Consider the following 12,766-nt stretch of genomic DNA (forward strand, 5'->3'; position numbering starts at 1 on the left):
TTGGGAAATGTGGGGAGAAGTTTTAACTGACCCTGTTTCATGGGGACTTATCGGTACGCTGGTGCTTTTAGAAGGGCTGCTATCAGCTGATAACGCACTAGTACTTGCCGTTATGGTTAAACACCTTCCACCAGAAAAACGTAGAAAAGCGCTAACCTATGGGTTAATAGGGGCATATTTCTTCCGATTCTTATTTATTGGTATTGGTATGTATCTTATTAAATTTTGGTGGATCAAAGTATTTGGTGCCGCATACCTTGCGTGGATTGTAATTCAACACTTTAGAAGTAAAGGTGAAGAAGAAGGTACGGAGGGTATGAAAAAGGATACCTGGCTTGTTCGAACCTTTGGTTTATTTTGGGCAACTGTTATTTCAGTAGAATTAATGGATATTGCGTTTTCTGCTGATAGTATTTTAGCTGCACTAGCTATTTCAGAACAAGTATGGGTACTGTTACTCGGAGGTATGATTGGTATTCTTCTTATGAGAACAGTAGCGGGTGTATTTCTGAAGTTGATTGAAAGAGTTCCTGAAATGGAAAATACAGCGTTTGTATTAATTGCAATCATCTCAGTGAAAATGTTCTTAAGCGTGTTCCATATTGAAATCCCGCACGTTGCTTTCTTTGGTATTATCGTGCTTGCCTTCCTTGGAACGTTTGTTGTTCATTACATTAACAATAAAAATCGACCATACGCTGAAGAAACAGCATCAGCAAAAGAGAACGAATAATATAAAGAGGAGGAGACGCGGGTGCTCTCCTTCTTTTTTATACAATGAAACTTTCAATTTAGTAAAAATAGAAGCTAATATAACCTAATAATTAGGACTTAGGGGGTGAAGACGCTGGAATATTTTAAATATCTATCAGAAATGCAAAAGGAGCAAATTTTCTATAAAAAACCAACACCTATTAATAAACATATAGATCGTGAACAGCTATCGTATGCGGTTGGTGCTGCTTTGTATATGCCTGCGATTCGAAAAGATATTGCTGAGATCGTGATCCAAGGCAAGTACCAAGAATTGACTACGATTGTGCTTGATCTTGAAGATGCAATTGGGGACAACTGTGTGGATGAGGCGATCGATCAGACGGTAGAACACCTTTCTTCTATCGCGCAAGCTATGAATGATCGTCAATTGTGTTGGGAGACACTGCCCCTACTGTTCATTCGTGTCCGGTCAGCTGAGCAGTTAAACGAAGTGGCAAATAAATTAGGTGCTTCTATTCACTATTTGACAGGTTTTGTGTTTCCTAAATTCTCCTCTAAGAATGGTGGAGAGTATTTACATACTCTCAAAAAAGTAGAACGAACGGCAGGTGCTCTTCTATATGGCATGCCGATTTTAGAGTCGCCAGAGCTTTTCTATAAGGAATCACGCTATACAGAATTCCAACGCATATCTTTGCTATTAAAAGAATACGAATCCTCTATTCTTAACGTCCGTATAGGAGCAACTGATCTATGTGGACTTTATGGAATCCGCCGCAGTGCCCAATCAACAATATACGATATATCGATAATGAGAGACTTTATATCTGATGTCGTCAATTATTTTGGTAGAACCTTTGTTATCTCGGGTCCTGTATGGGAGTATTTTAATAGCAGAAGAGAAGTAAGTGCACATGGGAACGAAACCATACTGGACTATAACACAGGACTGTTGAACGAGACGCTGCTTGATTTGACGAATGGTCTAATTGGTAAAACTGTCATCCACCCTACTCATATGAAAGTCGTACAGTGTGTAAATATTGTATCGAAAGAAGAATATCTTGATGCACTTAGCATTTTGGATCACGTAAGTGGGGATGTAGGCGTGCTGAAAAGCGAATCACAAAATAAGATGAATGAGATTAAACCGCATTATAAGTGGGCGATGAAGATCATTACGAAATCGAATATATACGGGGTGTATCATGACAAGTACAATTTCATCAAAATGCTTACCGAAACAGTACCATTTTCAGATCCTGTCGGATATGAGCGTTAAGTTAGAGGTTACTCAAAATAAATTGAACATACCGGTTGAGGAATTTTTTCAAATGGCAGCTAGAATTAATAAAAAAAGAGGTTTTTTGTTTGTTAGTAAAATGCTTGGCAAGCATATTCCGGTTCATCCTCATAAATCGCTACTTGCCTCAGGACTCTTAGCAATCACTTATTATGAGAGCGTGACAGGAGAGTCCATCGATTATTTATCAGAAGTAAGAGATGGGTTTTTAAGCAACCACCTGGAAGAAGTTAAGAAATCGTACGAGCGATTGCTAAACAATCCTCTCTATCTTGAGGAACCACCAATAGTAATTGGATTTGCTGAAACGGCTACAGCGCTCGGACATGCTGTATTTGATAGCTTTCAAGAAGGATACTATATTCATACAACAAGAGAAAATGTAAGTGATTTAGATCCAGAATTTAACTTTAAAGAAGAGCATTCTCATGCTGTGGATCAACGGTGTTATGCAGATCGGTCTATTCTAATGAAGTCTAATCCAGTTGTATTAGTAGATGATGAAATAACAACTGGCAAGACTTGTCTAAATATCATCAGGGAACTCCACGCAAACTATCCTCGCAAACATTATGCTGTTCTTTCTCTATTAGACTGGCGATCTGATGAACATATGGAACAATATAAAGCATTAGAAATGGAACTTGGGATTACAATTAGCGTTGTTTCTTTGCTTAAAGGAACTATTAAATTCGAAGGAAAGCCTCTTGAGCATCCGATTCATGACTTTCAATCAAGTCGATATCTTAGTGATGTAGCCGAGATTAATCGCATTGATTTATCATCTTGTTTCGATTCACGTAATGAAAATGACTATTTAACTTATAGCGGTAGGTTTGGAATTAATGGAACGGATAAGGCGAAGATAGAGGATTCATGTCAGAAAGCATCGAATCTCTTAAAGAAAGAATCACTCGAAGGGAAGACTCTATGCCTTGGCACTGGGGAGTTTATGTATATCCCGATGAAAATTGCCTCTTATCTAAATGGTGAGGTGTATTATCATTCCACGACAAGAAGTCCGATACAGCCGGTAGATATTGAAGGATATGCGATATCAAATGGATTCACATTTCAGAATCCAGAAGATCAACAAATTCAGCATTACGTCTACAACATTCCTGAAGGTGAATATGAGCAAGCTTTTCTCTTTTTTGAAAAAAGTGTCCCAGATGCTGACCTTAAAGAAATTATAGCAATATTAGAAGAACGGGATATAAAAACGATTCATATTGTAACGTGTTCTTGAAGAGAGGGATGAACAAATTGACTGTACAGACTACCAAAATGGGAAGTTATCCTGATCAAGATGTAACTTTCCTTCTAAAAGATTTATCAGACATCACAATGGAAAAAAGTACGATGGAGAGAGAACAGGCAATTCAGAAAGGTACACACTATTCTGAGATGCTTCCTATTGAGTATAAGCCGACAGATGAATATATGAAATTGTTCTATACTTCACTCGAAGAGGCGAAGCACAAAGTGGCTGTAGCAGTAGGGATTGTTGCTGAACAGCTTGTGGCGGAAAGAGGCTTTCAAACAGTACTTGTTTCGCTTGCTAGAGCAGGCACGCCAATAGGTGTATTAATCAAGCGTTACCTTTCTTATAAGTATGATCGAGAACTTCCCCATTACAGCATTTCTATTATTAGGGACAGAGGCATTGATGAGAATGCTCTTCAATTTATTTTAAATCAGCATCCTGATTCGTCTATTACGTTTATTGACGGATGGACTGGAAAAGGAGCGATTACAAAGGAGTTAACAAAGTCAGTAGCAGAATTTAATGCTAGTACTGGCAAGAATCTATCGAGCGAATTAGCCGTTTTAGCAGACCCAGGTGACTGTTCTTCTCTTTTTGGAACTCGTGAAGATTTTCTGATTCCAAGTGCTTGTTTAAATTCAACCGTATCAGGGCTTGTCAGTCGTACTGTGCTTAATAATAATTGGATTCATGAGGGAGATTTTCACGGAGGCAAATACTACTCGGAGCTTGCTGCAGAAGATGTCTCCAACTTATTCGTCGATACAATTTGTACACAGTATCCTTTGATCGCTACAGAGGTTGAAGATGGATTGCAAGATATCTCAAAGGAAGATCGCAAGCCGAAGTGGAAAGGACTTGAATCCATCGAAAACATCCAGAGGGATTATGGAATAGCAAACAGTAACCTCATCAAACCTGGTGTTGGAGAAACAACGAGAGTATTGTTACGGCGTGTTCCATGGAAAATTCTTGTGCATCCAGATGCGGAAATGAACTTAGAACATATTCTTATTCTAGCAAGAGACCGAGGTGTTCCAATTGAAGAGTACGCAAACATGTCTTATTCATGCTGCGGACTGATTAAGCCTATGGAGAAAGAATCATGAGAGCATTTGCTAGTGACTTAGATCGCACGTTAATTTATTCTAGTAGAATGATCGAGCAAGATACCCAGCAAAACTATGAATTAATTGAAACACTTGATGGAAAGGAAATTTCGTATATTTCCAACTATGCTAGTGAGTTATTACAGAAGGTAAATAAAGAGATTTATTTTATCCCTGTTACAACAAGAACAGTTGAACAATACCGTCGTATCACATTTTTTCAAACAACGATTCAACCCGAATACGCCATAACAAGTAATGGCGGTCGAATTTTAAAGAACGGAAAAGTATTGAGTGACTGGTCGAATCGAATCAATGCTTCGTTAGAAGAGTGCTTGTCGCTTGATGCCTTTGTTCGGCAACTGGAGAACCTTATCACAGGAAACTGGGTTGAGCGAATTCGTCATGCAGACTCCCTTTTTGTTTACCTAATTATTAAACGAGATCATGTATCGTCCGAAGAACTCTATCATTTATTTGAGTGGTCACGTGAGCAGGGATGGCAACCTAGTCTTCAGGGGAGGAAGCTTTATTTTGTTCCAAATCCAGTAAACAAATGGAAAGCCGTCGACTATTTGAAGAAAGAGATTGGATTATCTTACGTGTATACAGCAGGAGACTCCCTTCTTGATTATGAACTTGTTCACCAAGGTGATTGTGGCTATGTACCTGCACATGGTGAAGTTCTCGAAAGTTATCCCGATCTTCCCAAAACGACAGCCCATGGAATGAAGGCCTCAGAAGAAATTCTAGACTCCATTGTTGGCGACTTATCTTTAAAAAAGGAATCGGTAGAACAAAAGAGTTAAGTATGGAAGAAATAGTATGTTATTCTGAAAGATAGAAGATGTTATATTGATGAAAGAATGGCTAGAAATAAATAGGGTTACTTCTTACTTGTAAAAGTATAATAAAATTATGAATGTAGGGAGGCTTGATCGGAACTGACCATCCTCCGGAAAGGAATGAGAAAGCGGGGAGAACATCATGAGTCACTATGATCAAATTCTTATCAAGAAAACACCACTTGATGATGAGAATTTAAATGAACTATTATTCAAGCCGTTTCCTGAACGAACTCCTTATGAGAACGGGAACGAATTACTTATAACGCAAATCGTGGGGAGATTTTTGGGGAGCTATTATGATGAGAATGAATATTTTCTTCAGCTGCATGAGCTATCGAATTCTAACTATTTTCATGTATTAAGTGAAGAATTGAATAAGGTAATAAGTCCTGAACGACTTCAGGCGATTCAATCGATTCATTCCATTAACCAAAAAGAAAACGGACTTTCTGCGAATCGGTTTGTAGCCTTTTTGGAAGGCGCCAAACTTATTCCTTCACACAAAAATCCTGCCTTACATCGTCATTTGCGAAAATCATTAATCTCCATTCTTGAACTGTTTGAAAAACAGCATAATGGGGGATTTAGTCATCCGGAATTTCGCAGAGTACTTGTTGATTTAATGAAATGGACTTGGAATCATCTCGATCCATGGTTAGAAGGTGCGGAGTTTGAAATAAAGATGCCTGGTATTGTATGGTACGGTGAAGCTTCAACAAGTCAGCAATACTTTTTACTTTATCTTGTTCAGCTTGGATGCGATGTCCTTTATTTTCACCCTGAAGGAGTTGATTCGTTTGACGAACTCGATCCCGATGGGGAATTGATGGAGAAAAGGAAATTACCTACTACCGTCGCAATTGAACCATTTCCGATTGAAAAACCAGAGAGACGCTCTACGGTTGCTTATCGAGCAACAAAGGAAATGGATACGGTGCTTCATCATGAAGGATCGCAACTTTTTAAGCCTTGGCAGTTACGAAATTATTCCCCTAAGTCTGTTACGCTAAAAACGACTTATGATGAATTATTTCTGATTGCAAAGGAAAAAGCATTTATTAGACCTAATTTTAAAGTAGAGGATGGCACGGTCCATATCCCCTCTTTATTTGCTAAGATCATGGGAGTATCTGAGAATAAAAAGGAATACTGGAACCGACTTCAAGATATAAGTGAAGCAAAATCGACTACGATGATTCGTCAGTTTCCTTTCACACAAGAGGCGAGAGCGAATCAGAAATTTCACTACCAGCATACGATGAATCGGGAAGGAATGTTAGATCCTGAATTGATGATGCAGGGGAATTGGTGGCAGTATAAACACCTTCCAAATGAGACACAGAAAGCGATTGGACAAGCTATCTCAAGAATGTGTGCAAATCCGAAGCTGCTTCCGGAAGGTAATGAAACGGAAGAAGATATTAAGCTTTATTTATTCTCTCAAACTACAAAAATCCCTGAGGAGTTTGTTCATTTAATGCAAACGTTTGATTATTCTCAGGAAGTGCCGAAAGTAGTGCTATATAATACAGAAATGAACGGTACATTATCACGATCAGATGCAGCAGTGTTACACCTGCTAAATGAGTTCGGTATTGATATCATTCTATATAATCCTCCTGGTCATCAATGTATTGAGCGCTACCTTGATTCGAATCAGTTTGATACGCATTGGTTAGAGGAAATGGCATTTCGGCAGGATTTTAAAGAACCTTCTGTATTTCGTAAGCTATTTAAATCGATTAAATTATAATCAGGGAGTGATCGTCCATGACGAATGATACAGGCCTAACTACGCTCGATAAGAATGAAGAGATTACAGAAGCGAAGGCTGAAGATGTACGTTTAAAACTTCGCGAAGAGCAAGAAGTTCAAAAGCTTGCCGGTGAAATTGATGTAAAAGACCAAATGGCATTACTCGAATTTGGTAAAGAACCAGCGGTAGAGATTTCGAAGTTCTCAGATAAAATCTTATCTATGATGCGTACAACTAGCGTCACGGACTCAGGTGAGATGCTGAAACAACTTGGGAAAATCATGGATCGTTTTGATAAGAAAGATTTTGAAGAGCCGAAAACGGGCTTTCTCTCTAAGTTTTTCAAAAAAAGCAATGATATGGTAGAAAAGATTTTTGGTAAATATCAGACGCTCGGTGGAGAAATTGAGAAAGTACACGTTGAAATCTCCAAGTACAAAGATGAAATGTCTCGTTCTACTGGGACATTGGATGAAATGTACCAACATAATCTGAACTATTATGTAGAACTTGAGAAATACGTCGTTGCAGGTCAAATAAAGTTAGAAGAACTTCAAGATAAGGTTCCTGCGATCCAACAAAAAGTTAGTGGTGGCGATCAAATGGCGCAAATGGAGCTTGATACTTTGAATAATGCTATTCAGACGCTAGAGGAGCGCATCTATGATCTTGAGATGGCGAGAATGGTTGCAATTCAAACAGCTCCACAAATTCGACTGTTGCAGCGTGGAAACACTAAGCTAATAGGTAAGATCAATTCAGCCTTTATTATTACCATTCCTGTTTTTAAAAACGGTGTCATTCAAGCTGTGACCGCGAAGCGTCAGAAGCTTGTTGCTGATTCAATGAACGAGCTGGATCGTCGTACAAACGAAATGTTAAAAAACAATGCGCAGAACATCTCGAATCAAAGCGTTGAGATAGCTAAATTATCTGGTAGACCGAGTGTTAAGATTGAGACGATTGAGGAATCCTGGAATACAATCGTTAAAGGTATGGAAGAAACGAGAGCCATTGAGGACGAGAATAAACGTCTGCGAGATGAAGGTACGAAGCGAATTCTTGAACTTCAAGATAACATGAAGCAAATCGGTAATAATGCTAAACGTTCATAAATAAAAGGAGAGCGGGTTCCCGCTCTCCTTTTATTTATGAATTGAGTTTGTTTAATTTTTATCCTTGAGATTACCAGATCGTTCCTGATATTCACCTTTCGACTTATCACGTTTGCCTTCTTCTTGAAGGTGTTGGTCATCCTTTGCATTACCAATTTGATCTTTTACTTCACCTTTAGTTTTGGAAACAGCGCCTTTCACTTTATCACTTAGTCCTTTGCGATCACTCATTGCAAAAACGCTCCTTTCTCTTACGATTATCTAGTAAAGAAAATACCCCCTGAAGGCGGATGCCAAACGGCATTTTGCTTCAAGGGGCAGAAAATAGTACATTAGTTTGATTTGTCTTTTACAGGCTTATCTGTCCAAATATCTGATTTCAAGCCTTTTATCGTATCGGCGTAGAATTGAGGGTCTTTACCTGCTTTTCGCTGATCGCGATAGTCTTTCAATGCTACAAACGCCACTTTACCAATAATGGAGATGACGATTAAGTTCAAGAGTGCCATAAGACCCATGGAAAGGTCGGCCATGCCCCAAACGATACCGAATCCGGCTTTAGCACCGAACATAACCATGGCAAGAACGGCAAGTCTGTAAAGAAGAAGAGCGGTTTTGCTTGATTTAATAAATTCGATATTTGTTTCACCGTAGTAATAGTTACCAATAATTGAACTAAAAGCAAAGAGGAGAACGGCAACTGCTACGAATATACCTGCGCCACTTCCTAAGTGTTGGTTCATCGCTTCCTGAGTAAGCTGTACACCATCTAGCTTTGAATCAACATAGCCATCTGACATTAGGATCATAAATGCTGTTGCTGTAGCGATAAGTAGAGTATCCACGAACACACCAAGCGCCTGAATAAGTCCCTGCTTTACTGGGTGTGATACGTCTGCAGTTGCAGCAGCATTGGGAGCACTACCCATACCAGCTTCGTTAGAGAAAAGACCACGTTTGATTCCTAGAAGCATTGCGGCACCAACACCGCCTCCTGTCACTTCTTTTAAACCAAAAGCATGTTGGAAAATAAGAGCGATCATAGCTGGGATTTCAGTGAAATTAACGATTAAAACAAAACCAGCAACAATGATATAAATCCCTGCCATAATTGGTACAATGATTTGAGAAACAACAGCAATTCGACGAACGCCACCGAAAATAATGATCGCCGTTGCAACAGTTAAGATCGCACCTAATACCCAGCGATTCACATCAAATGAATTTTCGAAAGCAAGTGCGATCGTATTGGATTGTACAGAGTTAAATACAAGACCAAAGCTGAATGTAATTAAGACGGCGAAGATAATCCCTAACCATCTAGCATTTAGTGCACGCTGCATATAGTAAGCAGGTCCACCACGGAAATCGTCGCCATCGCGCACTTTATAAATTTGAGCTAGTGTGCTTTCAACAAATCCACTTGCTGCACCGAGTAGGGCAATAACCCACATCCAAAATACAGCACCGGGACCACCGATACTAACTGCTGAGGCAACGCCGGCAAGGTTTCCGGTTCCAACACGTGAAGCCGTACTAATGAAGAAAGCTTGTAAACTAGAAACAGAGTTTTTTCTTCCTTTCATTGTGTCCTTTTCAGAAAGAACATGGAACATCTCACCGAATAAGCGAAATTGAACGAATCGAGAACGAATTGTAAAATAAAGTCCGACACCAATTAGAATGACGATTAGAACATTTGACCAAATAAGCTCATTACCAGCATCAACAATTGTTTTTAAAATATCCATATGTAGGCCCCTTCTATATATGATTTAGGAAAGAAGAATGTAAGATATGATCACACTTCCCTTAATTCAACTGAATCTAACTTACTTTATAAGTGTTTTAATAAAAATGGAAAATAAATCGTATTTTCAGAAAATAAATGACGTTAGACGCAGCAACACAATTGTTTATTATACATGTAGTACTGATTGAAAAGGACACTTGATGTAAGATAACCTCACATTGTAAAATAAACCATCTTATTTATTCTTTCCTATTTTTGTTATTCGATATAATAAATAAAAACCCTTGGGGAAAATGAGAAGTGAGTACTAAATAACAGATTTAAGGAGCGAAAGGCATGAGGGAAATTGATGTTATGGTTAAAGGCGAATTTGACTTAAGTGCAACTCTTACTCTTCCTTCCAATTCAGAAGAGAAGTATCCTGTAATCGTGATGATACATGGAAGCGGTCCTGTGGATCGTGATGAAAATGCCAAAAGTCTAAAAATAAATGCGTTTAAGGAATTCACTACTATTTTGACAAGTGAAGGGTACGCCACTCTTCGGTATGACAAGAGGGGAATAGGTGAAAGTAGAGGGGATTATTATAAAACAGGGTACTATGATCTAATTGATGATGCTGTAGACGTTGTAAAGTTCGCTAAATCACATGAAAGTATTGATGAAGAGCGAATTTATCTTCTAGCGCATAGCGAGGGCTGTCTTGTGTCACCTGTCGTCCACACTAGGACTACTGTGCAAGGAATGATTCTATTATCTCCCTCAGCTGAGCCGCTTGCAGAAACGACAGCTTGGCAAAGAAGTCAAATGAAAGAAGATATGCAAACGCTAAGTGGCTTCCAGGGGTGGTTGCTTCGATTCATTAAAGCGGATAAAAAGTTAGATAAGATGAATGATAAAATGACCCGAAAAATAAAAAGTACTGATGCGCCAACTATACGATACAATGGTCAAAAAATAAACGCGAAATGGAATCGTGAACATGAGAAGTTTGACGTGCGCGAATATTTTAGTGAGGTAGAGTGTCCAGTTATTGCAATTACTGGCTCAAAAGATGTTCAGGTAAAGAAGGAGCAGGTGAAAGACGTTTGTCTTCTTGTTAAAGGTGAATGTGAACATTATATTGTTGATGACCTAACTCATGTTTTACGAAAAACGAAAGTAGAACATCGTTTCTCGAGTATCATCAATGATTACAAGAAGCAGGTAAAGCATCCTATAGATTCAGAGCTAATCGAACTTGTATCGGAATGGTTAAAAAAGCGATAGGCATATGGAGAAGAAACCTCAACAAATGAATTTTTAGCTTCATCCTTAAATTGTCTAAAGCAGGTTTAACTAATCGTTTATTTTAGCAGCTTCTGTAAGCTCAAGAATGATCACTTTCTTCCTGATGAATGGAGTGGTAAAATAAAGGTGGAAGGTTTAAAAATCAGCTCTGCCCGGGAGGGATTTTAATGATCGAGCAACCACAACGTGTTACTGTTATCTCGAATCAACGACAAGTCCAATTACGTGTTGAGCGACTCGTAATTCATCAAAGAATGAAGATTATAGAAGCTAAGAAGACAGATGGAAGTAACTTCTACCTTTTCTTTTATAAAGATGATTTCATTACTGGGAAAACGGCAGAAGTTAAAAATGGATCTCTTATTGAGAAAGCTTTCCAGAAAGGGATCGTACTCCAAGCACCTCACCCGCTTATTGATCACTTTCTATCTGATCGAACACTTCATCTTAAATCTACAAAGCAAGTCTTTCAATCTGTACAGAAACGGTACACCCCTCAAGAAACATCCTTTATCTTTTCTTATTTTGATTCATTTCTCTCAACCGAAACCATTATTAAATTAATGCGAAAGCATTTTTATGACTACCGCAGAAATGGCCAATTACGGATGGCGTTTCAAATTTTAGCTGTGATGCTTTATTTCGATCCAACAAATAAATGGGCGATCGAACTATCGCGGAAATTAGAATATCAAAAAGTTAGAAGCTTCTATGAAGGAGATCATGATGGTCTTAAAGAAGTGGATCCGCTTTTTGCTGAAATTCAGGCTTATGATGACCTTCAAGCACATCAAGCCTACCTTGAATCAATCCTTCGTAAAGAAAAACGTGTTATTGAACGATCCGCTTTACGCCTTTACCTCTATCTCCAATCACCTGAAGAGGATGATCTGGACCCACTATCTCTCATCGATGTTACGCTCTCTGAATCTGAGCGAGCCCGTCTGCTATCATTGATGTATGCAGAAGCACCTCACCATAAAACTCTAAGAAACAATGCTTTTCAAGCTCTAATGTATTTAAATAAAACAAGTGAAGCCATTCAATTAATGACAGAACGAAAAGGTGAAATCACCCAAAGTGAATATGACCTTCTTCTAAGTGCATTTCAAGATGAGACTACAAATTTCAAAACCTTTGATTATCCTTCCCTTCAAAGCTGTTTGGAACGTAAAGAAAATCGTCCTTATCTAGATGGTTTACTTCAAGCACTTATCCCTAGGATGCTGCATGAATTTGGATTGGGATACGTCTATAGCTGGGTGAAGCCTTTATTCGAGAAAAACCAAGATCTCTCTATCCTATCAACGCTACAAACAATGGCGGATATTCAAGATGATCCAGATAAGCAATTTCAGCTAGGTAAGCTCTACCATAAACTTAAACAATATGATGAAGCAATTACCTGCTTCGATTGGGAGATGGAGCTGCATCCAACGGACCCAACCCCTGTTCAGTGGTTGACGAAGGTATATCGTGAGATGGGTAAAGTGGAGGAATCGAATACCTATATGTCGATTTATTCTAAAATGCAAAGAGTGTCTCAACAATAGCGCTGGCTTATGCCAGCGCTATTTTTTTTGGCTATATTAATGAGCCTAAAATCGG

The 12,766-nt window shown here is 38.7% G+C and carries 11 protein-coding genes; 9 read left to right on the forward strand and 2 right to left on the reverse strand.

The window, feature by feature from the left end; translation table 11 throughout:
- Nucleotides 1–7 precede the first annotated feature (7 nt).
- The 7 genes from AC0VYJ_RS02180 to AC0VYJ_RS02210 all read left to right on the forward strand — a co-directional run bounded on the left by AC0VYJ_RS02180 (nucleotide 8) and on the right by AC0VYJ_RS02210 (nucleotide 8,115).
- On the forward strand, nucleotides 8–733 hold the full coding sequence (locus AC0VYJ_RS02180) for a TerC family protein (protein ID WP_306558473.1): 726 nt from the start codon (nucleotides 8–10) through the stop codon (nucleotides 731–733).
- Nucleotides 734–838: 105 nt separating this feature from the next.
- Entirely contained in the window at nucleotides 839–1,999 is a 1,161-nt protein-coding gene (locus tag AC0VYJ_RS02185; RefSeq protein ID WP_475366410.1) for an HpcH/HpaI aldolase/citrate lyase family protein, read from the forward strand.
- The gene (locus AC0VYJ_RS02190) at nucleotides 1,926–3,269 is read left to right on the forward strand and encodes a phosphoribosyltransferase family protein (protein WP_475366411.1); all 1,344 of its coding nucleotides are present in this window, start codon (nucleotides 1,926–1,928) and stop codon (nucleotides 3,267–3,269) included. Before AC0VYJ_RS02185 ends, AC0VYJ_RS02190 begins: the two co-directional genes overlap by 74 nt.
- Before the next feature lie 8 nt (nucleotides 3,270–3,277).
- Nucleotides 3,278–4,396: a cysteine protease StiP family protein gene (locus AC0VYJ_RS02195; RefSeq protein ID WP_194222364.1), complete on the forward strand. Its 1,119-nt coding sequence runs from the start codon at nucleotides 3,278–3,280 to the stop codon at nucleotides 4,394–4,396.
- Nucleotides 4,393–5,205 (forward strand): HAD family hydrolase, encoded by an 813-nt coding sequence (locus AC0VYJ_RS02200; protein WP_475366412.1) that lies wholly within the window; start codon nucleotides 4,393–4,395, stop codon nucleotides 5,203–5,205. Before AC0VYJ_RS02195 ends, AC0VYJ_RS02200 begins: the two co-directional genes overlap by 4 nt.
- Nucleotides 5,206–5,383: 178 nt before the next feature.
- On the forward strand, nucleotides 5,384–6,997 hold the full coding sequence (locus tag AC0VYJ_RS02205) for a YceG family protein (protein WP_475366413.1): 1,614 nt from the start codon (nucleotides 5,384–5,386) through the stop codon (nucleotides 6,995–6,997).
- 17 nt (nucleotides 6,998–7,014) lie between these two features.
- A complete protein-coding gene (locus AC0VYJ_RS02210) occupies nucleotides 7,015–8,115 on the forward strand; it encodes a toxic anion resistance protein (protein WP_430246991.1) in 1,101 nt (366 codons plus the stop codon).
- A 51-nt stretch (nucleotides 8,116–8,166) separates the two neighbouring features.
- Here the strand turns inward: AC0VYJ_RS02210 and AC0VYJ_RS02215 are convergent, their stop codons facing one another.
- On the reverse strand, nucleotides 8,167–8,346 hold the full coding sequence (locus AC0VYJ_RS02215) for a CsbD family protein (RefSeq protein ID WP_430241624.1): 180 nt from the start codon (nucleotides 8,344–8,346) through the stop codon (nucleotides 8,167–8,169).
- A 101-nt stretch (nucleotides 8,347–8,447) separates the two neighbouring features.
- Nucleotides 8,448–9,866, reverse strand: coding sequence for an alanine/glycine:cation symporter family protein (locus AC0VYJ_RS02220; RefSeq protein WP_194222359.1), 1,419 nt, complete (start codon nucleotides 9,864–9,866; stop codon nucleotides 8,448–8,450).
- A 338-nt stretch (nucleotides 9,867–10,204) separates the two neighbouring features.
- On the opposite strand from AC0VYJ_RS02220, the gene AC0VYJ_RS02225 reads away from it, so the two are divergent.
- The gene (locus AC0VYJ_RS02225; RefSeq protein WP_430241622.1) at nucleotides 10,205–11,137 is read left to right on the forward strand and encodes an alpha/beta hydrolase family protein; all 933 of its coding nucleotides are present in this window, start codon (nucleotides 10,205–10,207) and stop codon (nucleotides 11,135–11,137) included.
- 188 nt (nucleotides 11,138–11,325) lie between these two features.
- Nucleotides 11,326–12,711: a tetratricopeptide repeat protein gene (locus tag AC0VYJ_RS02230; protein ID WP_430241620.1), complete on the forward strand. Its 1,386-nt coding sequence runs from the start codon at nucleotides 11,326–11,328 to the stop codon at nucleotides 12,709–12,711.
- Nucleotides 12,712–12,766 lie beyond the last annotated feature (55 nt).

This window comes from Anaerobacillus sp. 63XJN7_5_ISO-PGPR-S23-430, from assembly GCF_056173695.1.

Excerpts from the sequence above, each read along its gene's own strand:
- AC0VYJ_RS02195 (WP_194222364.1), top strand. The coding sequence starts at position 3,278 with ATGAACAAATTGACTGTACAGACTACCAAAATGGGAAGTTATCCTGAT.
- AC0VYJ_RS02230 (WP_430241620.1), top strand. The coding sequence starts at position 11,326 with ATGATCGAGCAACCACAACGTGTTACTGTTATCTCGAATCAACGACAA.
- AC0VYJ_RS02180 (WP_306558473.1), top strand. The coding sequence starts at position 8 with ATGTGGGGAGAAGTTTTAACTGACCCTGTTTCATGGGGACTTATCGGT.
- AC0VYJ_RS02215 (WP_430241624.1), bottom strand. The coding sequence starts at position 8,346 with ATGAGTGATCGCAAAGGACTAAGTGATAAAGTGAAAGGCGCTGTTTCC.
- AC0VYJ_RS02205 (WP_475366413.1), top strand. The coding sequence starts at position 5,384 with ATGAGTCACTATGATCAAATTCTTATCAAGAAAACACCACTTGATGAT.
- AC0VYJ_RS02200 (WP_475366412.1), top strand. The coding sequence starts at position 4,393 with ATGAGAGCATTTGCTAGTGACTTAGATCGCACGTTAATTTATTCTAGT.
- AC0VYJ_RS02210 (WP_430246991.1), top strand. The coding sequence starts at position 7,015 with ATGACGAATGATACAGGCCTAACTACGCTCGATAAGAATGAAGAGATT.
- AC0VYJ_RS02220 (WP_194222359.1), bottom strand. The coding sequence starts at position 9,866 with ATGGATATTTTAAAAACAATTGTTGATGCTGGTAATGAGCTTATTTGG.
- AC0VYJ_RS02190 (WP_475366411.1), top strand. The coding sequence starts at position 1,926 with ATGACAAGTACAATTTCATCAAAATGCTTACCGAAACAGTACCATTTT.
- AC0VYJ_RS02225 (WP_430241622.1), top strand. The coding sequence starts at position 10,205 with ATGAGGGAAATTGATGTTATGGTTAAAGGCGAATTTGACTTAAGTGCA.